This is a genomic window from Actinomadura oligospora ATCC 43269 (assembly GCF_000518265.1).
Taxonomy (GTDB): domain Bacteria; phylum Actinomycetota; class Actinomycetes; order Streptosporangiales; family Streptosporangiaceae; genus Spirillospora; species Spirillospora oligospora.
The window spans coordinates 283,687-307,759 of the sequence record NZ_JADG01000011.1; the positions used below are offsets into that span (position 1 = coordinate 283,687).

Below are 24,073 nucleotides of genomic sequence, written 5' to 3' on the forward strand. Positions count from 1 at the left end.
AGGGTCGGAGGGGCGCTGCTCGGGGCGGGAGCGGGTTCTCAAGGAGCGGTGGCGGTTTCCGGGGAACGGGCGGCGGATCAGCCGTCCAGGGCCTCGACGCGGACGTCGTACAGCGCCATCAGGACGGGCGGGTCCAGCACCCGCATCGGCCGCAGGCGCAGGTCGGCCCGGCGCAGGCCGGTCCCGGACCGGATGGTGATGGGACCGTTGGCCCCGACGATGAGCGGCTCCTCACCGGGGTCCACGGCCCGCTCGAGGCCCGGCGGCATCGCGTGGGCCAGGACGTGCCAGGTGCCCGGCGGGACCCGGTCCAGCTCGTAGGGCCCCGGACTGCGCAGGACGGTGCAGCTGACCGGCGCCCCCTGCGGGATCCAGTCCGGGAACAGGCCGATGAAGACCGGGCCGACCGAGCCCTCCTCGGGTGGCCGCACGTGGCCCGCGACCGTCGCGCACGGCGCGACCGGCCCCCGGCGCCTGCGGTCACGGGGGATGGTGCTGGTGAACCCGTCCAGCCTGCGGTACTCGGTCGGGGAGAGGCCGACGGCCTCCTTGAAGCGGGTGCTGAACGTGCCGACGCTCGAGTACCCGACCAGGTAGGTGATCTCGGTGATGCTGAGCGACGTGGTCAGCAGCAGGCGCTTGGCCTCCTGCAGCCGCATGGCCGAGAGGAACCGCCCGGGTGACACCCCGGTGATCCGCTGGAAGACCCGCGAGAAATGGAACTTGCTGAACATGGCCGCCCTGGCCATGTCGTCGACGGTCAAGCGCTCACCAAGTTTCTCCCGCATGGTCTCGATAACGCGGACGACGGCCTGTTCCAGCGCGGCGTTGACCGGATCGTCACCTGCCTGGACCCAGCGCGGATCCATCACGTTTTCCAGCGCGTCTTCCACACCACTCCCCCTTCGGAGATCAAGCGAACTCGAACTGGCCGCACGACGAACACCCGGAACCCGGGGCGGTCAATGCGATGAATACGGCAGCGGTGCACCCGTATCCGGAACCGAACGGTCTGGGCCGCCGGCCGGCCGCCTGAGCCGGTCGGCGCTGTGCGCCTACGAGGGCGGAGGGCCGGACGCGCCGCTCGGCACGTCCCGGCGAACAGGGGTGAAACCCCTGGCAGGGGACGTGTTCGACCGCGGGACATCGGCATTCGAACGCCACCGGACGATGCCCCGCCGGGGCGCGTCGGCGGCGAAGGAGAAGAATGGTCGGCAATCAGAGGCAGGGAACACCGGTAATCGCCACCTCACTATTCGTAACATCACATCGTAATATTACAGTGTGATATATACGGGTTATTCATGACCAGGGCACGGTAGTGACGGGCACTCCCTCAGGCCATTTTTCGATCACAAGATACATCGATGTCTCCGCCTTTCCGCAAGCGCGCCAGATCGCCATTCTCCGGGAAACTAAAAGCTTCTGGCCCTGGAGTGACAGTCCGCTGGCGGGGCCTTGACAGACCGGGACACGTATGTCGTACACGCCCCCGCCCGAGGCCGCCCGCGGCGCGGCGTGGGGCGCCACGACGGGCGCGACGAGGGCGCTCGGCCGGGCCGCATTCTGGAGGATGACGCTGGTGGCGGGCCCGGCCCAGGATTCCGGGGGAAGCCCTCCCGCCGCTGAGCAAGGGGTAGCGACCATGACCCTGACACCCGCCGAACTGGCGAGCCTGCCGACCTACCCGATCTCCCGGGAGTGTCCCTACCGGCCGTCCACGGGGCACGACCCGCTGATGGCGTCCGGACCGCTCACCCGGGTCCGGCTCTACAACGACCGCACCGCCTGGCTGGTGACCGGAGTCGCCGAGGCGCGCGCGCTCCTGTCGGACTACCGCCGCGTCTCCATCCGCAACCGCGGGCCGGGCTACCCGCTGCTGAACAAGGAGATGGAGAAGGTCGTCGACAGCGGCTACGCGGACGTCCTGTTCGGCGTGGACCCGCCCGAGCACACCCGGCAGCGGCAGATGATCATGCCGCCGTTCACCCTGCGCCGCACCGCCCGGCTCCGCGCCGACATCCAGCAGATCGTGGACGAGAAGCTGGACGCGATGGAGGCGCACGGCCAGCCGGCCGACCTGGTGACGATGTTCGCCCAGCCGGTGCCCTCGATGGTGATGAGCTTCCTGCTCGGCGTCCCCTACGAGGAGAACGAGCAGTTCGAGGTCCCGGCGCACAAGCTGTTCGTGCCCGAGCTCGCCGAGGAGGCGACCGAGGAGCTCGGCCGGTACCTCGACGGGCTGATCGGCCGCAAGGAGGCCGCCCCCGGCCAGGGCCGCACCGGGCTGCTGGACGACCTGATCACCAAGCACCTGCACGAGGGCGAGCTGGGCCGGGACGAGCTGGTCCACATCGCGATGTCGATGCTGGTGGCCGGGACCGACACCACGACCAACGTCATCTCCCTCGGCACGCTGGCGCTGCTGGACACCCCCGGGCAGTGGGAGGCCCTGCGCTCCGACATCGACCTGATCCCCGGCGCGGTCGAGGAGATCCTGCGCTACGTGTCGCTGGTCGAGGCGTTCGCCCGGGTCGCGATCGAGGACATCGAGATCGGCGGCGAGACGATCCGCGCCGGTGAGGGCATCCTCATCAGCTGCGCGGGCGTCAACTTCGACGAGGCGTGGGCGGCCAACCCCGACGCGTTCGACATCCGGCGCCCGGCCCGGCCGAGCTTCTCCTTCAGCCACGGCATCCACCGCTGCCCCGGCGACAACCTCGCGCGGCTGGAGCTGGAGATCTCGTTCCGGACGCTGGTGCAGCGGTTCCCGAACCTGAGGCCCGCCGTGCCGATCTCCGAGATGGAGAGCAACAACAACGACGGGACGCTGCAGCGTCTCTACTCCTTCCCGGTGACCTGGTAGCACGGAGGATCGGCATGGCACACCAGCATGGAAGCGTCGCCGCGCCGCCGGGCCGGTTCCCGCTCTCCCTCCAGCAGGAGTTCCTGCGGGTCATCGACTCCGGCGAGGACTCCGGGCCGTTCGGCCCCTGGTACACGATCGTGGGCGGCTGGCGTCTCACCGGCCCCCTGGACGTCGACACGCTCCAGGACGCCCTGGACGACCTGGTCGTCCGGCACGAGTCGCTGCGCACCTCGCTCGTCCGCGAGGGCGAGGACGCCTGCCAGGAGGTGACCGGCCCGAGCTCGCCGCACCTGGACGTCCACGACCTCCCCCAGCGGGAGGGCTCGCGCGACCTCCAGGCGGAGGAGCTGGTCAACGAGGTCGAGGCCACCCCGTTCGGGATGGACCGGACGCCGCTCGTCGGCGCCGTCCTCGGCCGGTTCGACGAGCGGGACGCGGTCCTCGCGCTCACCGCGCACCACACGGCCGTCGACGGATGGTCGATGCAGCTGGTCGTCCGGGACCTGGCCGAGCTCTACGCGGCGCGGCGGGAGGGCCGTCCCGCGGTGCTGCCCCCGCCGGGGCAGTACCGCGAGTTCGTGGCCTGGCAGCAGGAGTACGAGCGCGGCCCGGCGGCCGACAAGGCGCGCGCCTTCTGGCGGGACAACCTGCGGGACGCGCGGCTCACGCCGATCCGCACCGACCACTCGCGGGACGCGGGCCTGCCCGCGACCACGGCCTGGCAGCGGTTCCTGCTGCCCGAGTCCTTCCGCACCGGGACGCTGCGCGTGGCCCGGACGACGCGCGGCACGCCCTTCATGGTGCTGCTGGCCGCCTACGTCCTGCTGCTGCGCGATCTCAGCGAGCGCGACGACATCGTCGCGCCGACCTTCACCCCGGGCCGGATGCAGTCGCGGATGCTCGACACCGTCGGGTCGTTCTACAACTTCATCCCGCTGCGGGTGGCGCTCTCCGGGTGCCGCACGTTCCGGGACGTCGTGGACGCGGTCCGCCGCACCTGCGTGGACGCCTACACGCACGAGCTGCCGTTCAACGACATCCTCGCCGAGGCGCCGGACCTGCTGGCCGACGCGAGCGCCGACCGGGCCGCCGACCTGGCCTTCCAGGTCGTCCAGTCGCCGCTGATCATGGCCGACCAGCCGGTGGGCGACCTCCGCTGGACCGCGATGCGGCGGCGCACGCTGCCGCAGCAGGTCGGCTCCGCGCTGCCCGACGGCGCGCTGTGGAACCTGGAGCTCAACGCCCCCGGCATCGTCGGGAGCGCGGGCCACCTCACCAACCTCTTCACCGACACCACGATGACCGACCTGGTCATCGGCTTCCAGCGGGTGCTGAGCCGGGTCCTCACCGACCCGGACGTGCGTCTCGACCGGATCTGAGCAGCGAAGGGAGAACGGCATGTCCGAGCGGGAACCCGCGGGCGCGGCCCTCCGGGGCGTGGCCTACGACACCGGGACGAACTTCTCGACGGGCCAGGGCGACCTGTCGCGCCTCGTGTGGACCGAGCGGCACATGAGGGAGGAGATCTCCCTCATCGCCGACCAGCTGAACTGCAACGCCCTGACCGTCTACGGCAGCGACCACGGCAGGCTGGAGGCCGCCGCGCGCGCCGCGGCCGACCTGGACCTGCGGGTGCGGTTGCAGCCGCGGCTGGTCGACCACCCCCAGCAGGAGATCCTGGACCACCTCGCCGAGGGCGCGCGGCTGGCCGAGTCGCTGCGCGCGGACGGCGCGGACGTCGAGCTCACCGTCGGGGCCGTCCACCTGATCTTCACCCCCGGCATCGCGCCCGGCGAGCCCTACCACCAGCGCATGGCCAACGCCTACGCCGACCTCGACCACTACCTCCTCGAGCCGGACGGCCGGATCGACTTCAAGGAGGCCGCGCCGCGCCTGAACGACTTCCTCGGACGGGCCGCCGCGACCGCCCGCGGGATCTTCCAGGGGCCGCTCAGTTACTCGGCCGCGCTGTTCGAGGACGTCGACTGGTCGCTCTTCGACAGCATCGGGCTGATGTACCAGTACCTTCCGGTGCACCTGCCCACGGCGGCGGAGCACGTGGCCGAGATCGCGCGCTACCACGAGTGGGGCAAGCCGGTCGACATCGCCGAGTTCGGCACCGCGACCTACCGGGGCGCGGAGGAGATGGCGTTCCGCTTCTACGACATCGTCGACCGCCACGTCGACCCCCCGCGCGTCCTGCCCGACCACACGCGGGACGAGAGCGCCCAGGCCGCCTACCACCTGAAGATGTTCGGCGTCTTCGAGCAGGCCCGGGTCAGGGGCGTGACGGTGTCGGAGCTGGTGCACCCGACCCACCCGCACGCCGACGACCCGAGCCTGGACCTCGACACCGCCAGCATGTGCATCGTCAAGACCATCCGCGACGACTTCACCGACCCCGGCTCGGACTACCGGCTGGAGCCGAAGGAGTCGTTCCACGCGATCGCGGACCACTACGCCCACGTCGGTTTCCAGGAAGCGCTGCGCTGACATCCGCCAGGAGGATCCCATGGCGGCTTCGCCCGTCGACCCCGTGAACACCGAACCCCCGAACACCGGCGCGTCCCCGAACACCGGCGAGTCCGTGAGCACCGGCGAGTCCGTGAGCACCGGCGAACCGCCGGACTACCCGCTCACGCGCGAGTGTCCCTACCGCGCGCCCGACGGCACCGCGGGCCTGCACGCCTCCGGGCCGCTGCAGCGCGTCCGCCTGTACGACGGGCGGACGACCTGGCTCGCCACCGGCCCCGCCGAGGTGCGCGCGCTGCTGTCGGACAAGCGCATGTCCAGCAGGTCGGACTTCCCCGACTACCCGGTGCTGGACGAGCGCCACCTGCACATGCGCGGCACCCGGGAGATGGCCAAGGAGGAGGAGGGCGGCTTCGCCGGAGCCCTGTTCGGCGTCGACCCGCCCGAGCACACGCGCCAGCGGCAGCTGCTGATCCCGCACTTCACGGCCCGCCGGGTCGCCGTCCACGGCCCGGAGATCCAGCGCATCGTGGACGAGCGGATCGACGCGATGCTCGCCGAGGGCCCGCCCGCCGACCTGATGCCCGCCTTCGCCGCGCCGATCCCGATGATGGTGGTCTGCGCCTTCCTCGGCGTCCCGTACGAGGAGCGGGAGCACTTCGAGAAGCCCGCCCGGGACCTGTTCGACCCCGGCCGGGCGGACGCGGCGATGGAGGAGCTGTCGGGCTACCTGAGCCGCCTGGTCGGCGAGCGCCGGTCCGCGCTGCGCGGGGGCCTGCTGGCCGACCTGCTGGACGACCGGGTGGCGGGCGGCGCCATGGCCGTCGACGAGGCGATCCAGTTCGCCTTCGCGATCCTGGTCGCCGGGACCGTGACGTCCACCAGCGCCATCGCGCTCGGCACGCTGGCCCTGCTCGACACCCCGGGGCAGTACGAGGCGCTGCGGAACGACCCGGACCTGATCCCCGGGGCGGTCGACGAGATCCTCCGGCACGCCTCGCTGGTCGAGCAGCTGGCCCGGGTCGCCACCGAGGACGTCGAGGTCGCCGGGCAGGTCGTGAAGGCGGGAGACGGCCTGCTGGTGAGCTTCGCCGCGGCCAACCTGGACCGCAGCGTGACGTCCCACCCGGGCGAGTTCGACGTCACCCGCCCGCCGGACCACCACTTCGCCTTCGGCTACGGGCTGCACCGCTGCATCGGCCACAACCTGGCCCGGCTGGAACTGGAGATCGTCTTCCGCTCGCTGACCGAGCGGCTCCCGGGCCTGCGACCCGCCGTCCCGGTCGCCGAGATCCCGGCCTTCAACGACGCCACCGTGCAGAAGCTGCTGGCGTTCCCGGTCACCTGGTGAGGAGCGTCATGCAGCACCGTCAACCGATCGCGGTGATCGGGCTCGGATACGTGGGCCTGTGCGTCGCCGCGGCGCTCGCCGAGTCCGGATACGACGTCGTCGGCGTCGACAACGCCGCCGCCCTGGTCACCGACCTGGACCAGGGCGTGGTCCGCTCCCGGGAGCCCGGCGTCGCGGAGACCGCGCGCCGCGCGCTCGCGGAGGGACGCCTGCGCGCCACGACGGACTACGCGGCCGTCGCGGACGCCGAGGTCATCGTCATCACCGTCGGGACCCCGGTCACCGACGAGCTGAAGCTGGCCGAGGACCAGCTGCGCGGGGCGTGCACGGAGCTGTCCCGGCACCTGCGTCCCGGGCAGCTGGTGATCTGCAAGAGCACCGTCCCGCCCGGGACGACCCGGGACCTGGTCCTGCCGCTGCTGGAGCGCGGCGGCCTCACCGGCGGCCGCGACTTCTCGCTGGCCTTCTGCCCCGAGCGGCTGGCCGAGGGCACGGCGCTCGCCGACCTGCGCGCCCTGCCGATCGTGGTCGGCGGGCTCGACGAGGCCAGCACCGCCAAGGCCGCGGCGTTCTGGCAGGAGTCGATGAACGTCCCGGCCATCCCGCAGGACACCCTGGAGGCCGCCGAGATCGTCAAGCTGGCCGACAACTGGTGGATCGACCTGAACATCGCGCTGGCCAACGAGCTGGCCCGGTTCTGCTCGCTGTTCCAGGTGGACGTGCTGGACGTGATCTCCGCGGCCAACTCCATCAAGAAGGGCAACGGCAGCGTCAACATCCTGCTGCCGAGCGTCGGGGTCGGCGGGTCCTGCCTGACCAAGGACCCGTGGATGGTCTGGCAGACCGCCGCGCGGCACGGCCTGGAGGTCCGCACGCCCCAGGTCGGACGGCTGTCCAACGACGAGATGCCGGCCTACACCGCGCGGCTCGTCCTCGAGGACCTCGCCGCGCGGGGCCTGGAACCGCGCTCGTCGACCGTCGCGGTGCTCGGCCTGGCGTTCAAGAACAACACCGGCGACCTGCGGGAGACCCCGGTGAAGGGCGTGGTCGACGAGCTGGCCGCGGCCGGGGTGCGGCTGCGCGCCTACGACCCGATGGTGGAGCCCGACCAGGCCGAGGCGCTGTTCGGCCTGCGTCCGGGCGACTCCCTGACCGAGACCGTGCGGGACGCCGACTGCGTCGCGGTCCTCGCCCTCCACAAGGAGTTCGAGGACATCGACTTCGCCGCGCTGCCCGTCGCCGAGTCGTGCCTGGTGCTGGACGGGCGCGCCTACTACCCGAAGGAGAAGATCGCGATGCTGCGCGGGCTGGGCTACCGCTACCGGGGGATCGGCCGATGAGCGGGTCGCGCGTCGTCGTCACCGGGGGTTCGGGGTTCGTCGGAAGCCACCTGGTCGAGAGCCTGCTCGCCCGGGGCCACGAGGTGACCGTCTTCGACGGGGCCGAGGCCCCGCCGGACGGCGCGGGCGGCCTGGTCGAGCACGTCCGCGGGGACGTGCGGGACACCGAGGCGCTGGCGAGGGCGGTCCGTCCCGGCGTGGACGTCGTCTACCACCTGGCGGCGATGGTCGGGGTGGACCAGTACCTGGCCAAGCCGCTGGAGGTCATCGACGTCAACTTCGGCGGGACCCGCAACGTCCTGGAGCTCTCGGCGAAGGCCGGGGCCCGGGTCGTGGTGGCGAGCACCAGCGAGGTGTTCGGCAAGAACCCCGACGTCCCCTGGCGCGAGGACGGCGACCGGGTCCTCGGACCGACCACCGCCGACCGCTGGACCTACTCCTCCAGCAAGGCGCTCTCGGAGCACCTGACCTTCGCCTTCGCCCGCACTCACGGGCTGGACGCCAGCGTGGTCCGCTACTTCAACGTGTACGGCCCGCGCCAGCGGCCCGCCTACCTCGTCAGCCGCAGCCTGCACCGGGCGCTCAACGACCTGCCGCCGGTGGTGTACGACCAGGGCCGGCAGACCCGCTGCTTCACCTACGTCGCCGACGTCGTCGCGGGCACCGTCCTCGCGGGGACGCACCCGGACGCCGTCGGCGACGTCTTCAACATCGGCAGCATGACCGAGACGACCATCGCCGAGGCCGTGCGGCTGATCGCGTCCCTCACCGGGAGCGCGGCGCCCGTCCCGGTGGACACGGCCACCGCCCTCGGCTCGGCCTACGAGGACCTGCCGCGCCGCATCCCCGACAACACCAAGGCGCGCAAGGTCCTCGGCTGGGACTGCTCCACCACGCTGGCGGAGGGCCTGGCCAAGACCGTCGAGTGGGCCCGCGCCAACCCGTGGTGGCTGGCGCAGTCCGACAGCGGCGCGGCCTGACCGCCGCCGGACGTGTGGACGCGGGGACCTGGAGACGTGGAGACCGGAAGGGAGAGTTCGGTGGGGGAAATGGTGCCCGTCCCCGGAGGGACGTTCCAGCAGGGGTCTCCCCCGTGGGTGCTGGACCTGCTGGAGGCGAGCGACCAGCCGCTCCCCCGCATCTGGTTCGCCGACGAGACGCCCGCGCACACCGTGACCGTCGAGCCGTACTGGATCGACCGGCACCCGGTCACGGTCGCCGAGTTCGCCGAGTTCGCGGGCGCGACCGGCCACGTCACCGACGCCGAGGAGCGCGGGTTCGGCCTGGTCTACACCGAGCGGGGCTGGCGGGAGCTGGACGGCGTGTCCTGGCGCGCGCCCGGCGGCCCCGGCACCTCGTCCGCGGACATGGCCGACCACCCGGTCGTGCACGTCTCCTGGCGGGACTGCGTGGGCTACGCGGAGTGGGCGGGCAAACGCCTGCCGACCGAGGCCGAGTGGGAGTTCGCGGCGCGCGGCGGCCCGGAGTTCCGGATCTGGCCGTGGGGCGACGAGTGGGACGTCCGCAACGCCAACACCGCCGAGTTCCACGCGGGCGAGCTCAACGCGCTCGGCGGCTGGAAGGCGTGGTGGGAGGCGGCCTGCGCCGCCGACGGCCCGATCCCCCGCACGACCCCCGTCGGGGCCTTCTCCAAGCAGGGCGACAGCCCCTTCGGCTGCGCCGACATGGGCGGCAACGTCTACGAGTGGACCTCGACGCTCTCCCACCTCTACTCCGACTCCACCGAGTGCGACCCCAGCGTCCGGGCGGCCATGGGCCGCTACCGGGTCATCCGCGGGGGGTCCTGGATGAACTTCCGCCACCAGACCCGGTGCAGCGAACGCATGCACGGCGACCCGACCGGATGGTCGTCCTTCGCGCACGGCTTCCGCTGCGCGAAGGACGCCTGACCCCCAGCGCTGTTCGCACGACCGCGAGACGAGGAAACGATGATCAGGATCCTGATCCCCTCGGTGTGGAGCCCCGACGGCCGCACCGCCTTCGAGGCCTCCGAGGGGCCGCTGCCCGACGTCGTCCGGCGGTTCGCCGACGACAACCCCTGGATCAGGGGACGCCTGTTCGGCCCGGACGGCGCGCCCCTGCTGCACGTCAACCTGGTCGTGGACGACGAGCTGGTCCCCCGGCGCCAACGGGACGCCGCGGTCGTCGCGGCCGGGAGCACGGTCACCATCCTCGCGCCGATGGCGGGAGGCTGAGGTGCGGCGGGTCGTCCTGGAACGGCAGGGCCCGCCGGACGTCCTGCGCGTCGCCGAGGCCGCCGAGCCCGAGCCGGGCGCCGGCGAGGTCCTGGTGCGGGTGACGGCCGCCGGGGTCAACGTCGTCGACCTCTTCCAGCGGTCGGGCGCCTACCGCGTCACGCTCCCCTTCACCCCGGGCATGGAGGGCGCGGGCGTGGTCGTGCGCACCGGCCCGGGCGTCACGGACGTGCGCCCGGGCCTCCGCGTCGCGTGGGCCGTGCCCTCGGCCTCCTACGCCACGCACTGCACCGTCGCGGCCGAGCGCCTGGTCCCCCTTCCGGACGGCATCGCGGACGAGGACGCCGTCGCCGCGCTCCTTCACGGGATGACCGCGCACATGCTCGCGACCGACGTCTTCCTGCCGGTGGAGGGCGACACCTGCCTCGTGCACGCGGCGGGCGGCGGGGTGGGCGGGCTGCTCTGCCAGCTCGCCGTCCGGCGCGGAGCGCGGGTGATCGGCACGGCGTCCTCCCCGGCCAAGGCGAAGGCGGCCGGGGAGTCGGGCGCCGACCACGTCATCGACTACTCCGACGGCCGGTTCGCCGACCGCGTCCTGGAGCTCACCGGCGGACGGGGCGTGGACGTGGTCTACGACGCCGTCGGCCGCGACACCTTCGAGCAGGGCCTGGCCTGCCTGCGCCCGCGCGGCACCTTCGTGTCGTACGGGCAGACCGGCGGGCCCGTGGAGCCGGTGGACCTCGGCGCGCTCCGGGGCACGCTGTTCCTCACCAAGCCCTCGCTCGGACGGTACGACCCCACCCCGGACCTGGCGCGCCGCCGCGCCGCCGCCGTCCTCGGGATGGTGGGCGAGGGCACGCTGCGTCCGCGGATCCACGGCGTCCACCCGCTCACGGACGCCGCCGCCGCGCACCGCGCCGTCGAGTCGCGCGAAGCGGCGGGCAAGGTGCTCCTCGTCCCCTGACACCCACCCTCTGATGAGCACACCGCCTGGCCCTCAGGGCCAGGCGGTGTGCTCGTCAGGCGGTCACAGTCCGGCGGTGACGGCGATCAGGTCGATCCGGCCCGCGAGGAGGGCGAGGTGGATGCGGGCGGACCAGGTGTCCTCGTCGGCGTCCAGGCCGGGGCCTTCCCGCCAGTCGGCGGGCACCTGCACCGCGACCGGCAGCCGATGCGCGGCCCGGATCGCGGCCGCGTACCGGACCGTCTCGTGCCACCGCTCCCAGGCAGGTCCCTGCGTCCTGACCAGGATCCCGTCGGCGTCGGCGTCGGCGTCCGGGAGGGACGCGGGGACGTCGTTCTCGCTCCAGTCCGGGTCCTCGGGGCACCACAGCTCGTGCAGGCGCGGTCCCGTCGCGGGCAGGGGGACGACGCGGTCCGGGAGGGTGGTCGAGCCGAGGCGGAGGGGCGTGTCCACGGCGTGCCGGGCGTGTCCTGGACGAGCGTCCCCCGGACGGTCGTCGCCCGCCGCGCGGCGGTAGGCCGCCTCCGCTTCGGCGAGGCGGTCCGGGCAGCGGCGGCGCAGCGCGGCGTGGGTCATGGCCGCCGTGCGCGTCAGGAAGTGCAGGCCGAACTCCTCCGGAGGCAGGTCGAGCCGCCGTCCGAAGCTCTCCCACCAGCGCATGCTCGGGAACGCGAGCCGCTGGGTGCGCTCCACGGGACCGCGCCGCGCCCGCTCGTAGGCGGCGAACGCCTCCGTCCGGTCCGGATGCGCGGCGAGCGCCGAGGCCAGCGCGATCGCGTCCTCCAGCGCCAGTTTCGTCCCCGACCCGACCGTGAAGTGCGCGGTGTGCGCGGCGTCGCCCAGCAGCACCGTGTTCCCGTCCGACCAGCGCCGGTTGGTGACCACGGTGAAGCGGCTCCACCGGGCCCGGTCGCCGACCAGCTTCCGGCCGTTCAGGTGCTCGGCGAACACCTCGCTGAGCCTCCCGAGCGCGTCGTCGCCGAGCGGCCCGGACGCCCCGCCCTCACCCGCGTCCCCGCCGGTGTCGCCGAACCCGGCCGCGCGCCAGGTCGCCTCGTCCATCTCCGCCACCACCGTGCCGCCCGCGTCGGCGTGCGGGTAGCAGTGCGCCGCCATCGGGCCGTGCGGGGTCCGGACGAAGGCGAAGGACGTGCGGTCCCCGAAGGGCGCGTCCGTGCCCAGCCACACGAAGCGCGCCGTCCCGGTCAGGGTCGTGGTCCCGAACCCGTCCGCGCGGACGGCCCGGCAGGCGGAGGACGCGCCGTCCGCGAGCACGACGACGTCCGCGTCGGGCAGCGCGTCCGGCGCCACGGCGTCGCCGTAGCGGATGCGCGCGCCGACCGCCTCGGCCTGCTCCCGCAGGATCGCCAGCAGCGTGTGCCGGGAGATGCTCGCAACCTCGAAACCGTCGTAGCGCAGCCTGGCCCCGGGCAGCACGATCTCGATGCCCGACAGGGGCCTGCTCGCCGCGACGATCCGCCGGTGCGTGTCCGGGTCGGCCTCGCCGATCCCGCCGAGCGTCCGCGCGGAGAGGGTGACGCCGAAGCCGGACGCCTCCCCCGGCGCGCCGCGCTCGTGCACCTCGACCTCGGCGCCGGGCAGCAGCAGGCCCGCCATCCGCGCCGCGAAGAGCCCCGCGGGCCCGGCTCCCACGATCGCCACCCGCCGCACGTCCGGCCCGGCACGTCCGGGCATGGCGTCTCCGCCCGCTCCCATGTCGCCTCCCGTGTCGTCTCCCGCCCAATGATCCGTACCGTGCGCGGAGACCGGAACCGCCGGAGCACCGCACTTCTCGAGGTGCCGGGGCCGAACCGCCGACTGACCATGGGGATCGTCCCCTATCGGTACGTGCTCAGGCCGCCCCCGGGCCCACCCGGAGAGCGTCCGGAAAGGCTGTCGGCTGATGGACTCACGCGAACCCGTCGCCATCATCGGGATGGCCTGTCGCCTCGCGGGAGGGGTGAGCTCGCCCGACGGGTTCTGGACGCTCCTCCGCGAGGGCGGGACCACCGCCGGAGACCTCCCCGAAGGACGCTGGGACTGGTACGCCGCCCAGGGCCCGGACCACGCCGCCGCGGTCCGGGACACCCCCGGACGGGGGTCCTACCTCGACGACGTGTCGGGCTTCGACGCCGACTTCTTCGGCATCACGCCCCGCGAGGCGGCCCTGATGGACCCCCAGCAGCGGATCATCCTGGAACTGTCCTGGGAGGCGCTGGAGCACGCGGGCGTCCCGCCGCACTCCCTGGCGGGCACCGACACCGGCGTCTTCATGGGGGTGGGCTCGGACGACTACGGCCGCCGCCTCCTGGAGGACCTGCCGAACATCGAGGCATGGTCGGGCATCGGCGGCGCGTACTGCGCCGTCGCCAACCGCGTCTCCCACGTGCTCGACCTGCGCGGTTCGAGCATGGCGATCGACACCGCCTGCTCGTCCTCGCTGGTGGCGGTGCACCTGGCGGCGCAGGCGCTGCGCGCGGGCGAATGCCCGGTCGCGCTCGCCGGCGGCGTCCTGGTGGTCGCCGCGCCGGGCCTGTCACGGGTCCTGGACGCGGCGGGCGCGATCTCCCCGGACGGGCGCAGCAAGTCCTTCCAGGCGAACGCCGACGGCTACGGCCGGGGCGAGGGCGGCGGCGTCGTCGTCCTCAAGCGGCTGAGTGACGCCGAGCGCGACGGCGACCGGATCCTCGCCGTCATCCGCGGCAGCGCCGTCCACCAGGACGGCCGGACGAACGGCATCATGGCCCCCGACGCGGCGGCCCAGGCGCACCTGCTGCGCCGGACGTACGCGAACGCGGGCGTCGACCCCGCCTCGGTCGGCTTCGTGGAGGCCCACGGCACCGGCACCCGCGTCGGGGACCCCCTGGAGGCGTCGGCGCTCGCCGAGGTCTTCGGCGCGGGCCGTCCGGACGGGCGGCCCCTGCTCATCGGGTCGGCCAAGGCCAACGTCGGCCACCTGGAGGCGGGCGCGGGCATGGCGGGCCTGATCAAGGCCGTCCTGGCGCTCCGCCATCGTGAGATCCCGCCGAACCCCGGGTTCTCCGACCCCAACCCGGCCATCCCCTGGGACACCGCCGGGCTGCGGGTCGTGGACGAGCCGACGCCCTGGCCGTCCGAGGACGGACCCCGGCGCGCGGGCGTCTCGGGCTACGGATACGGCGGCACGATCGCGCACGTCATCCTCGAGGAAGCAGGCGAGCAGCCCGACGCGGCCGACGACACCGACACCGCTACCGACGCCGGGGAACTGCGGGTGCTGCCCGTCTCGGCCGCGTCGGCCGAGACGCTGGAACGCCGCACGGCGGAGCTCGCCGAGCACGTCGAGAGCGGGTCGCCGACGTCGCTCCGCGACCTCGGCCACACCCTCGCCGTCCGCCGCACCCACCTCGCGCACCGGGCGGCCGTGGTCGCGTCCGGCCGCGCCGACCTCGCCGAGGGCCTGCGCGCGCCCGCCATCACCGGGACCGCCGGATCCCCCGGGCGGGGCCTCGTGTGGGTGTTCTCCGGCCACGGCTCGCAGTGGCTGGGCATGGCCGCGTGGTCCCTGGCGAACGACCCGGCCTTCGCCGAGGTCATGCGCGCCCTCGACCCCGTCTTCCAGGAGGAGATCGGCTTCGCCCCGACCGAGGTCGTCGAGCGGGCGCTACCGCTGCCGGTGGACGTCGCACAGCCGATGATCTTCGCCGTGCAGGTCTCGCTGGCCGCGTCCTGCCGGGCGGCCGGGCTCCGTCCGGACGCGGTCGTCGGGCACTCGGTGGGCGAGATCGCCGCCGCCGTCACCGCCGGGGTCCTCACGGCCGAGCAGGGCGCGCGGCTGGTCTGCCGCCGCTCGCTGCTGCTGCGCCGGGTGGCCGGGAAGGGCGCCATGATCATGGTCGCGCTGCCGCCCGGGGACGTGGAGGAGCTGCTCGGCGACCGGCCGGACCTGGCCGTCGCCGTCGCGGCGGCGCCCCGCTCGACCGTCGTGTCCGGGGACCCGGAGGCGGTGGCCGCGCTGGCCGGGCGCCTGCGGGGGGACGGCGTGGCCGTCCGCGAGGTCGACTCCGACGTCGCCTTCCACAGCCCGTTCATGGACCCCCTGCTGGCCGACCTCGCGGCGGCGGCGTCCGACCTGACGCCGCGCCCGCCGGAGATCCCGCTGTACTCGACCGCCCTGGAGGACCCCCGCTCCGACGCGCCGCGCGACGGCGCCTACTGGGCCGCCAACCTGCGCGGCACCGTCCGGTTCGCGCAGGCCGTGGCCGCCGCGGGCGAGGACGGGTACCGGATGTTCCTGGAGGTCGCGCCGCACCCGGTCGTGGAGCACTCCGTCCTTGAGACCCTGGACGGGACGGACGGCCTCTGCACGGCCCACACCATGCGGCGCGGCCGTCCCGAGCGGAGCATCCTGCTGGAGAACCTCGCCGTCCTGTACTGCAACGGCGCGGAGGTCGACTGGACGGCGCTGTGGCCCGAGGGCCGTCCGGCCGACCTGCCTCCGGCGCCGTGGCGCCACCGCCCGTACTGGGTCGAGGACACGACCGCCGGTGTCACGCCGGTGGTCGAGCGGCACGACCCGCGCGGCCACACCCTGCTCGGCGGACGCACCGGCATCCACGGCTCCACGCCCGCCACGGTCTGGCTGACCTCGCTGGACCGCGAGACGCGGCCGTACCCCGGCGACCACCCGGTCCGCGAGGTCGAGATCATCCCCGCCGCGGTGCTGCTCAACACCTTCCTCACCGCCGCGTCGTCCGGGGGCGCGCGCCCGGACCTGACCGGCGTCGCGCTGCACGTGCCCGTCACCGTCACCCGGCCCCGCGAGGTGCAGATCGTCCTCCAGGACGGGATGCTCCGGCTGTCGTCGCGGATCGTCGACAGCACCCCGGACGACCGGGCCTGGGTCACCCACACCACGGCCACCGTCGAGACCCGCTCCGAGCCGCTTCCCGAGGCCGGGCCCGCGCCCGAACCCGGGGAGGAGCTGCCGCCCGCGTACGTGGTCGACCGGCTCGCCACGCTGGGCGTGGCGGCGATGGGGTTCCACTGGGAGCTGCCGCGCGTCCGGCGGGACGACGGGCTGCTCACCGTGACCGTCCAGGTCGGGGACGGCGAGGACGCGCCGTCCACCTGGGCTCCGCTGCTCGACGCGGCGCTGTCGGCCGCCTCGGTGGCCTTCGCCGGCGACCCCGTCCTGCGGATGCCCGCGCACGTCCACCGGGTCGCGCTCGACGGGCCGAGTCCCGCGCGGGCCCTGGTCGTCGTCCGGGTGACGGGCGAGGACACGGTCGACGTCGAGATCCGCGACCTCGGCGGCACGGTGGTCGGACGGCTCGACCGGCTGCGCTACGGCGTGCTGGAGGGCGACACCGCCGTCCTGACCAGCCCGCGCCGCCTGGTCCACGAGCTCGTCTGGCGACCGCTGCCCCTGCCCGAGGCCGCCGGGCGGACGCGGGTGGTCCTCGTCGGCCCCGACACCGCGCTGCTCGGCCGGATCAGCGAGCGGCTGGGCGCGGCGAACGTCCCCTTCCGGGTGGCGGCCACCCCCGACGACCTGCGGGAACCCGAACTCGCGGGCGGGCACACGGTCGTGGTCGTCCCGCCGCTCGGACCGTCCTCCGACCCGGACGAGTCGGCGGTCGACGCCGCCTGGCTGCTGGCCCGGACGGCGCGGCGGCTCGCCGACTCCGGCCTGGCCGCGCCCGCCCGCCTGTGGTGCGCGACGCAGGGGGTCAGGGAGTGCGACGAGGAGCGCTCGCTCGGCCACAGCGCCCTGTGGGGGCTCGGCCGGATCATCGGCGGCGAGCATCCGGAGTTCTGGGGCGGCGTCGTGGACATCGGCGGCTCGCCCCGGGACGTCCCGGCCCTGGTGGAGATCGTCGCGGCGGCGCCCGGCGACGACGACGTCGTCGTGGTCCGCGACGGCGAACCGTCGGTCGCCCGGCTGACGCTGCTGGAGGGCGACCCCGTCCGGCCGCCGCTGAGCTGCCGCCCGGACGGCACGTACCTGATCACCGGCGGGCTCGGCACGCTCGGCCTGGAGGTCGCCCGGTGGCTGGCCGACCGGGGCGCGCGGCGGCTCGTCCTGGTCGGACGGCGCTCGCTGCCGCCCCGCGACACCTGGACGGACCTGACCGACCCCGCCGAGGTCGCGCGCGTCGAGGCGATCCGCGAGATGGAACGCCTCGGCGTCACCGTCGCCACCGTCGCCCTCGACATCGCCGACGCCGAGGCCGCGCGGAAGCTGCTGTCGCCCGCCGCGCTCGGCCTGCCGCCGATCCGCGGGGTCGTGCACGCGGCGGGCGTGCTGGACGACCGCACGCTCCGGACGCTCGACGAGGAGTCGCTGCGCACCGTCATGCGGCCCAAGGTGAAGGGGGCGCTCGTCCTGCACGAGCTGTTCCCGCCCGGGACGCTCGACCACTTCGTCCTGTTCTCCTCGTGCGGGCAGCTCCTCGGCCTGCCGGGACAGGCCGCCTACGCCGCGGGCAACGCCTTCCTCGACGCGCTCGCCGCGCACCGCCGGGCCGCCGGGGACACCGCCACGACCAGCCTCGGCTGGACGTCCTGGCGGGGCATGGGCATGTCCACCTCGTCGGCCGTCATCGACGCCGAGCTCGCCGCCCGCGGCACCTCCGACATCAGCGCCACCGAGGCGTTCAGCGCGTGGTGGCTCGCGGACCGGCACGCGCTGTCCTACGCGGCCGTGCTCCGGACCGTCCCGCTCGGGCCGGGCGACCTCAGGCCGCCGCTGCTGAGCGAGCTGCACGACGCGCCGCCCGAACCGTCCGGGCCGTCCGCGGGCGAGGAGCCCTGGCGCGGGCTGGACCCGGACGCGCTGCACGCGTTCCTGGTCGAGGAGGTGCGGCGGCAGGTCGCGGAGGAGACGCGCCTGTCGGCCGCCGACGTGGACGCCGCCCGGCCGGTGGCGGAGATGGGGGTCGACTCGGTCATGACCGTACGGATCAGGCGCGGGATCGAACGCCGGTTCCGGGTCCCGCTGCCCGCGACCCTCTTCTGGGACCGGCCGACGGTCGACGCCGTCGCGGGACTCCTGGCCGAACTCCTCGGCCCGGCTCCGGAAGGAACGCAGTGATGCCGCGCGGCGAGGTCGAAGGCGCGCGGGCGGGCGCTCGGGCGGGCGCGAAGGTGCGCGGTGACGCCGGAAGGGACGCAGTGATGTACGAGCCGATGGTTCCCTGGCCCGCCGACGTGGCCGCGTCCTACCGCGAGGCGGGATGCTGGCGCGGACGCCCCCTGGGCGCCTACCTGTGGGACACGGCCGACCGCCTGCCGGACGCGACCGCCGTGGTCGACGGCGGCGTCCGGCTGACCCACCGCGAGGTGGCCGAGCGCGCGGACCGGCTGGCGGAGGGGCTGGCCGGTCTCGGGCTCGCGCGGGGCGACCGCGTGCTCGTGCAGCTGCCGAACTCGTGGGAGTTCGTCGTCGTGGCGATGGCCTGCTTCCGGCTGGGACTCGTCCCGGTCATGATGCTGCTGCCGCACCGCGAGTACGAGCTGACCTCGATCGCCGAGCACGTCCGGGCGAAGGCCCTGTTCGTGCCGTCCCGGTGGCGCGACTTCGACCACGAGGCGCTCGCGCACCGGGTCGCGGGGCGGCTGTCCTCGCCGCCGCTGGTGCTGACGGCGGGGGCCCCGGCCGGTCCGGGAAGCGTCGGGCTCCGGCCGCTCATGGACGGGCGGGGCGGCGAGGCCGAGCGCCGGGCCCGGCTGGACGCGCGGGCCCCCGCGCCGTCCGAGCCCGCGCTGTTCCTGCTGTCCGGCGGGACGACCGGCCTGCCCAAGCTGATCAGCCGGACGCACGACGACTACGAGTACAACATCCGCCGCATCACCGAGATCTGCCGGGTCGGCGAGGACACCGTGTACCTCGCCGTCCTGCCCGCGGGGCACAACTTCCCGCTGGCCAACCCGGGCATCCTCGGCACGCTGATGGCGGGCGGGCGGGTCGTCCTGCTGCCCTCGCCGAGGCCCGCGGCGGTGTTCGAGGCGATCGAGAGGGAGCGGGTGACGGTCACCTCGGCCACCCCGGCGATCGCGCTGCGCTGGATGGAGGAGGCGGCGGGCAGCGGACGCGACCTGTCCAGCCTCCGGTACGTCCAGGTGGGCGGGTCCATGCTCTCGCCCGAGGTCGCCGCCGAAATCGGGCCCGCGCTCGGCTGCGGCCTGCAGCAGATGTACGGCATGGCCGAGGGCCTGATCTGCTGCATGCCGGTCGACGCGCCGGGCGACGTCGCGCACACGGCCCAGGGCGCTCCCATCAGCCCGTACGACGAGCTCAAGGTCGTCGGACGGGACGGGACCCCGGTGCCGCCGGGCGGCGTCGGCGAGCTGCTGACCCGCGGGCCCTACACGCCGCGCGGGTACTACGCGGCCCCGGAGCAGAACGCCGTCTCCTTCACCCCGGACGGCTGGTACCGCACCGGCGACCTCGTCCGGATCACCCCGGAGGGCATGGTCGTGGTCTGCGGCCGGGTCAAGGACCTCGTCAACCGGGGCGGCGAGAAGATCGCGCCGGGCGAGGTCGAGGTGCTCGTGCAGGAGATCCCGGCGGTGGCCGAGGCCGCCGTCCTCGGGCTCCCCGATCCGGCGCTCGGCGAACGGGTGTGCCTGGTCGTCCGCCTCCACCCGGGCCACTCGCTGACCCTGGCGGGCGTCCGCGCCGCCCTGACCACCCGGGGGATCGCCGGGTTCAAGCACCCGGACCGGCTGGAGGTCCTCGCCGACCTGCCGCACACGCCGCTGGGCAAGCCCGACAAGAACGCCCTGCGCGTCCTCCTGGACCGTCCGGACGACCGTCCCGGCGACCAGGGAACCGCCGCGTAGCCCACGAAGCGCCACCGAAACGGCGGACACCGGAGCCGCCGAAGCGACCAGGACCGATCGAAAGAGCAGGCCTCCCGGGGAGGGAGGGATCCCCGGGAGGAGAACTCCCGGGGCGGCCGCGCGGGGTACGGCCGCCCCGGGTGCTCGTGTGGAGCCCGCTCGCCGGCTAGCCGCCGGGGGCGGGCTCCAGGTCCATCTCACCGATGTCACCGGCATCGGCGACCGGGACGTCCTCACGTTTGGCGAGGCGGCCCGGCAGCCAGACGAACCGGCCCATGTCGAGCGTCAGCGCCGTCACCAGCACCGACCGGACGACGAAGGTGTCCAGCAGGATGCCGATCGAGACCGCCGCGCCGATCTCGATGAACGAGATCACCGGGACGGTGGTGAGCACCGCGAAGGTGCCCGCGAGCACCAGGCCCGCCGAGGTGATGACGCCGCCGGTCGCGGTCAGGCCGGACAGGGCCGCCCGCCGGGTGCCGAGGCGCTGGGCGTCCTCCCGCACCCGCGTCATGAGGAAGATGTTGTAGTCCACGCCGAGGGAGACCAGGAACACGAACACCAGCAGCGGGAACGAGGTGTCGGTCGCCTTGAACCCGAACACGTCGTGGAACAGCACCGAGCTGATCCCGAGCGCGGCCAGGTACGACAGGACGACCGTGCCGATCAGCAGCAGGGGCGCGACCAGCGCGCGCAGCAGCAGCGTGAGGATCACCATGACCGCGACCAGGACGAGCGGGATCAGCAGCCACGTGTCGTGGTGGTAGGCGCTGTTGGTGTCCTTGGTGAGCGCGGTCTGCCCGCCGACCTTCGCGTCCGCGCCACTGACCCCGTGCACGGACGTGCGCAGCCGGGAGACCGTGTCGAACGCCGCCTGGGTGTCGGGCTGGGCCCGGAGCGTGCCCTCGAGGTAGACCAGCCCGTCCTTCTGGACGGGGTCGGTCACCGACACGATCCCCTGGTCGCCGCTCAGCGCCTGCCGCAGCTGCGGCGCCGCCCCGGCGTTGCCGATCACCACGACGGGCTGGCCGTTCTGCCCCGCCGCGAAGTGCCGGGCGATGACCTCCTGGCCGACGACCGACTGCGGCTTGTCGAGGAAGGCGTCCTGCGAGGCCAGGCCGGTCGCGTGCATCTGGAAGATGCCGAAGGACAGGAAGCCGAGCACGACGGCGGTGCCGATCCAGATCGCCCGGGGCCGCCGCGCGATGCGGGTCCCGGCCCGCGCCCACAGCCGGGCGCTGGTGACCTCGGAGGACCCGACCTTCGGCTTCCTCGGCCAGAAGATCCACCGGCCGAAGATGACCAGCAGGGCGGGCATCAGCGTCAGCGAGATGACCAGGCCGACGGCGATGCCGATCGCCAGCACCGGGCCGAGGCCCGCGGTGTTGTTCATCTGCGCGAACTGCAGGCACAGCAGGGCGACCGAGACGGTGGCGGCGCTCGCGACGATCGGCGGCGCGGCGCGCCGCAGCGCGACGGCCATCGCCGTGTGCCGGTCCTCGTGCCGCCGCAGCTCCTCGCGGTAGCGCGACAGCAGCAGCAGCGCGTAGTCGGTCCCCGCGCCGAACACGAGCACCAGCAGGAAGCCGGTGTCCTGGGCGTTGACCGTCAGCCCGGCGTGCTTGGCCAGGAGGTAGATGAAGCCCTGCGAGCCGGTCAGCGCGAGCATCGCGCACAGGAAGGGCAGGATCCACAGCACCGGGCTGCGGTAGGCGAACAGCAGGATGACGACGACCACGAGGACCGTGAACAGCAGCTGCGTGGAGTTGAGGCCCGAGTACGCGTCGGTGGTGTCGGCCAGGTAGGTGCCCATGCCCGCGAGGTGCACCGACATGCCCGCGCCGCCGGTGCCGGTGATCTTCTTGACCCCGTCCACCCGCTTGACGATCTTGGACGTGCCGTCCTTGCCCATCTTGATCGGCACGACGGTCTGCAGCGCCTTCCCGTCGGACGAGGCGATGGGCCCGGCGACCTTGCCGACCACGCCCTCGGCCCCGGCCAGCGCCCTGGCGTCCGCCTCGGCCTTGGCCCGGTCCGCCGGGGTGATGCCGGACGTCCGCTCGTAGACCACGACCGACGGCACGTCGTCGCCGGTCTGGAACCGCTTCTGGAGGTCCAGGACCCGGGTGGCCTCGGCCTTGCCCGGAAGCCACTGCGAGTAGTCGTTGTTCTCGGCGCTCGTGAGCTTCCCGGCCAGCGGCCCGGCCACCATCATCGTCAGCAGCAGCCAGACGACCAGGACGACCCATTTGCTCCATCTGCCGCAGACGAACCGGGTGACCCCGTTCTCTCTGTCCATGCATGCTCCATCCGGAGGGCTCACATCGGGGGGTTGGGTACCTGTATGACGGCACGCCCCCCGGAAACTCACCGCCGTCGCACCGTCCGATCACGGGCCCGTCCGCCTGGCCCGTTCCAAGGGACGATCCGCAGGTGAGCACGGGCGGCGATCCGCGTGGCGGGCCGCGGAGCGGACCGTGCGGCGGGCCGTGGGCGGCACAGCAATCCACGAGGTGCGCAGGGCGAACGACCCGCTGGACGATGTCCGGGAATGCTCCGTCCCCGAAGGAGATCCGATGCGCGTTCTGTTCACGATCTATCCCAACTCGCTCGCGCACCTCTACCCGGTCGTGCCGCTCGCGTGGGCGCTGCAGAGCGCCGGGCACGAGGTCCGGATCGCGGCGCACCACAGCGCCGCGGAGCAGATCATCACCACCGGCCTGTCCCCCGTGGCGCTCGGCGACCCGGACACCCCGGAGGTGCGGCTGACCGACGAGGCCAAGCCGCCGAAGACGCCCGAGGAGGTCGACCGCTACGCGCGCGTCCTGGGGCTCACCGAGAAGGAGCGCGAGTACTGGATCACCTACTTCCAGTACCTGTTCGTCCCGATGTCGGACTACATCCGGGTCGACCGCTCCGAGGCGTCCGACATGGTCGAGTTCGCCCGCGCCTGGCAGCCGGACCTGGTCCTGTGGGACGTCACCGTGCCGAGCGGCGCGGTCGCCGCGCGGGCGTGCGGCGCGGCGCAGGCGCGGCTGGTGAACGGCGAGGACGTCTTCGCGTTCAGCCTGGACAGGCTCGCCGAGCACGCCGACGAGCTCAGGGCGGCGGGCCTGGACGAGAACCCCCTCGCGACCATGCTGCGCCCGCTGGCCGACAAGTACGGCGTCGAGATCGACCGGGAACTGCTGCTCGGCGACTTCACCGTGGACGCCATCCCGGACGGCCTGCAGCTGCCCGTCCGGGTCAACCGGGTGCACATGCGCCACATCCCGTTCGCGGGCGCCCAGACCTTCCCGAAGTGGCTGCACGACAAGCCCGAGCGGCCCCGGGTCGCGCTGTCGCTCGGCGAGTCGACGCGCCGCTTCATCCGCGGCGACTGGGACCGCGCCCCCAAGATCATGAAGGCGCTGGAGGGCCTGGACATCGAGGTCGTCGCGACCCTGAACAGCCTCCAGCTGGACGACGTGGAGAAGATCCCCGACAACGTCCGGGTGATCGAGTGGGTGAACCTCACCCACCTGCTGCCGACCTGCTCGGCGATGATCCACCACGGCGGCATCGGCACCTACTCGGCCGCGGTCCCGGCGAAGGTGCCGCACCTGGTGTGCGACATCGAGGGCGAGTCCCTCATGCTGCAGCCCGTCCAGGACACCGACGCCTCGCGGACCGGCACCCTGCTGCCGGGCCTGGAGATCGGCAAGCGCGAGGAGCGGGAGGCGGACGGCCCGCCGCCGGTCTTCGAGCTGCCCGCCAAGAAGGTCGAGGCCACCCCGGTCTCGGAGTTCGTGATCGCGCAGGGGTCCGGCGCCCGCCTGGACCACCGCGCCCAGACCGTCGAGGAGATGCGCGCGCTGATCCTCGAGGTCACGACCTCGGAGGCCTACCGCAAGGGCGCGGAGTCCGTCCACGAGCAGTGGCTCGCGACGCCCAGCCCGAGCGACGTCGTGCCCATCCTGGAGCGGCTGGCCGTCGAGCACCGTCGCCAGCGCGACTGACACACGCGACTGACACACGCGACTGAGGCCGCTCACG

General features: G+C 73.6%; 15 protein-coding genes. 12 read left to right on the forward strand and 3 right to left on the reverse strand.

The window, feature by feature from the left end:
- Window positions 1-77: 77 nt before the first annotated feature.
- Window positions 78-869 carry a helix-turn-helix domain-containing protein gene (locus P696_RS0119470; protein WP_051467920.1) on the reverse strand — a complete coding sequence of 264 codons (792 nt, stop codon included), beginning with the start codon at window positions 867-869 and terminating at the stop codon, window positions 78-80.
- Window positions 870-1,645: 776 nt separating this feature from the next.
- Between P696_RS0119470 and P696_RS0119475 the strand changes: the two genes are divergently transcribed.
- The 9 genes from P696_RS0119475 to P696_RS0119515 all read left to right on the forward strand — a co-directional run bounded on the left by P696_RS0119475 (window position 1,646) and on the right by P696_RS0119515 (window position 11,212).
- Window positions 1,646-2,866: a cytochrome P450 gene (locus P696_RS0119475; protein WP_034485753.1), complete on the forward strand. Its 1,221-nt coding sequence runs from the start codon at window positions 1,646-1,648 to the stop codon at window positions 2,864-2,866.
- Window positions 2,867-2,880: 14 nt separating this feature from the next.
- Window positions 2,881-4,248, forward strand: coding sequence for a condensation domain-containing protein (locus P696_RS0119480; RefSeq protein ID WP_034485755.1), 1,368 nt, complete (start codon window positions 2,881-2,883; stop codon window positions 4,246-4,248).
- A 19-nt stretch (window positions 4,249-4,267) separates the two neighbouring features.
- On the forward strand, window positions 4,268-5,362 hold the full coding sequence (locus tag P696_RS0119485) for a glycoside hydrolase family 113 protein (RefSeq protein WP_026413633.1): 1,095 nt from the start codon (window positions 4,268-4,270) through the stop codon (window positions 5,360-5,362).
- 19 nt (window positions 5,363-5,381) lie between these two features.
- A complete protein-coding gene (locus tag P696_RS0119490) occupies window positions 5,382-6,692 on the forward strand; it encodes a cytochrome P450 (RefSeq protein WP_084337793.1) in 1,311 nt (436 codons plus the stop codon).
- A gap of 8 nt (window positions 6,693-6,700) precedes the next feature.
- Window positions 6,701-8,032: a nucleotide sugar dehydrogenase gene (locus P696_RS0119495; RefSeq protein WP_026413635.1), complete on the forward strand. Its 1,332-nt coding sequence runs from the start codon at window positions 6,701-6,703 to the stop codon at window positions 8,030-8,032.
- A complete protein-coding gene (locus P696_RS0119500; RefSeq protein WP_026413636.1) occupies window positions 8,029-9,012 on the forward strand; it encodes an NAD-dependent epimerase/dehydratase family protein in 984 nt (327 codons plus the stop codon). The genes P696_RS0119495 and P696_RS0119500 overlap by 4 nt, the downstream gene beginning before the upstream one ends.
- Before the next feature lie 69 nt (window positions 9,013-9,081).
- Window positions 9,082-9,942 carry a formylglycine-generating enzyme family protein gene (locus P696_RS0119505; RefSeq protein ID WP_245627736.1) on the forward strand — a complete coding sequence of 287 codons (861 nt, stop codon included), beginning with the start codon at window positions 9,082-9,084 and terminating at the stop codon, window positions 9,940-9,942.
- Between the two features lie 39 nt (window positions 9,943-9,981).
- A complete protein-coding gene (locus tag P696_RS0119510; RefSeq protein WP_211245800.1) occupies window positions 9,982-10,248 on the forward strand; it encodes a MoaD/ThiS family protein in 267 nt (88 codons plus the stop codon).
- Window position 10,249: 1 nt separating this feature from the next.
- Window positions 10,250-11,212: a quinone oxidoreductase family protein gene (locus tag P696_RS0119515; RefSeq protein ID WP_026413639.1), complete on the forward strand. Its 963-nt coding sequence runs from the start codon at window positions 10,250-10,252 to the stop codon at window positions 11,210-11,212.
- A 63-nt stretch (window positions 11,213-11,275) separates the two neighbouring features.
- On the opposite strand, the gene P696_RS0119520 is transcribed toward P696_RS0119515, so the two are convergent.
- Window positions 11,276-12,928, reverse strand: coding sequence for an FAD-dependent monooxygenase (locus P696_RS0119520; protein ID WP_170026520.1), 1,653 nt, complete (start codon window positions 12,926-12,928; stop codon window positions 11,276-11,278).
- A gap of 187 nt (window positions 12,929-13,115) precedes the next feature.
- On the opposite strand from P696_RS0119520, the gene P696_RS0119525 reads away from it, so the two are divergent.
- Entirely contained in the window at window positions 13,116-18,287 is a 5,172-nt protein-coding gene (locus P696_RS0119525; protein WP_034485759.1) for a type I polyketide synthase, read from the forward strand.
- Window positions 18,287-20,038, forward strand: a complete 1,752-nt coding sequence (locus P696_RS0119530; RefSeq protein ID WP_245627725.1) for a (2,3-dihydroxybenzoyl)adenylate synthase — start codon at window positions 18,287-18,289, stop codon at window positions 20,036-20,038. The genes P696_RS0119525 and P696_RS0119530 overlap by 1 nt, the downstream gene beginning before the upstream one ends.
- A gap of 166 nt (window positions 20,039-20,204) precedes the next feature.
- On the opposite strand, the gene P696_RS0119535 is transcribed toward P696_RS0119530, so the two are convergent.
- Window positions 20,205-22,337 (reverse strand): MMPL family transporter, encoded by a 2,133-nt coding sequence (locus P696_RS0119535; protein WP_026413643.1) that lies wholly within the window; start codon window positions 22,335-22,337, stop codon window positions 20,205-20,207.
- A 277-nt stretch (window positions 22,338-22,614) separates the two neighbouring features.
- Here P696_RS0119535 and P696_RS0119540 point away from each other — a divergent pair, with 277 nt between their 5' ends.
- A complete protein-coding gene (locus tag P696_RS0119540; protein ID WP_026413644.1) occupies window positions 22,615-24,036 on the forward strand; it encodes a nucleotide disphospho-sugar-binding domain-containing protein in 1,422 nt (473 codons plus the stop codon).
- Window positions 24,037-24,073 lie beyond the last annotated feature (37 nt).

Bases quoted from the DNA above. Each gene is read 5' to 3' on its own strand.
- P696_RS0119485 (WP_026413633.1), top strand. From the start codon at position 4,268: ATGTCCGAGCGGGAACCCGCGGGCGCGGCCCTCCGGGGCGTGGCCTAC.
- P696_RS0119490 (WP_084337793.1), top strand. From the start codon at position 5,382: ATGGCGGCTTCGCCCGTCGACCCCGTGAACACCGAACCCCCGAACACC.
- P696_RS0119480 (WP_034485755.1), top strand. From the start codon at position 2,881: ATGGCACACCAGCATGGAAGCGTCGCCGCGCCGCCGGGCCGGTTCCCG.
- P696_RS0119470 (WP_051467920.1), bottom strand. From the start codon at position 869: ATGGATCCGCGCTGGGTCCAGGCAGGTGACGATCCGGTCAACGCCGCG.
- P696_RS0119535 (WP_026413643.1), bottom strand. From the start codon at position 22,337: ATGGACAGAGAGAACGGGGTCACCCGGTTCGTCTGCGGCAGATGGAGC.
- P696_RS0119525 (WP_034485759.1), top strand. From the start codon at position 13,116: ATGGACTCACGCGAACCCGTCGCCATCATCGGGATGGCCTGTCGCCTC.
- P696_RS0119495 (WP_026413635.1), top strand. From the start codon at position 6,701: ATGCAGCACCGTCAACCGATCGCGGTGATCGGGCTCGGATACGTGGGC.
- P696_RS0119520 (WP_170026520.1), bottom strand. From the start codon at position 12,928: ATGGGAGCGGGCGGAGACGCCATGCCCGGACGTGCCGGGCCGGACGTG.
- P696_RS0119500 (WP_026413636.1), top strand. From the start codon at position 8,029: ATGAGCGGGTCGCGCGTCGTCGTCACCGGGGGTTCGGGGTTCGTCGGA.
- P696_RS0119510 (WP_211245800.1), top strand. From the start codon at position 9,982: ATGATCAGGATCCTGATCCCCTCGGTGTGGAGCCCCGACGGCCGCACC.
- P696_RS0119475 (WP_034485753.1), top strand. From the start codon at position 1,646: ATGACCCTGACACCCGCCGAACTGGCGAGCCTGCCGACCTACCCGATC.
- P696_RS0119540 (WP_026413644.1), top strand. From the start codon at position 22,615: ATGCGCGTTCTGTTCACGATCTATCCCAACTCGCTCGCGCACCTCTAC.
- P696_RS0119505 (WP_245627736.1), top strand. From the start codon at position 9,082: ATGGTGCCCGTCCCCGGAGGGACGTTCCAGCAGGGGTCTCCCCCGTGG.
- P696_RS0119530 (WP_245627725.1), top strand. From the start codon at position 18,287: ATGCCGCGCGGCGAGGTCGAAGGCGCGCGGGCGGGCGCTCGGGCGGGC.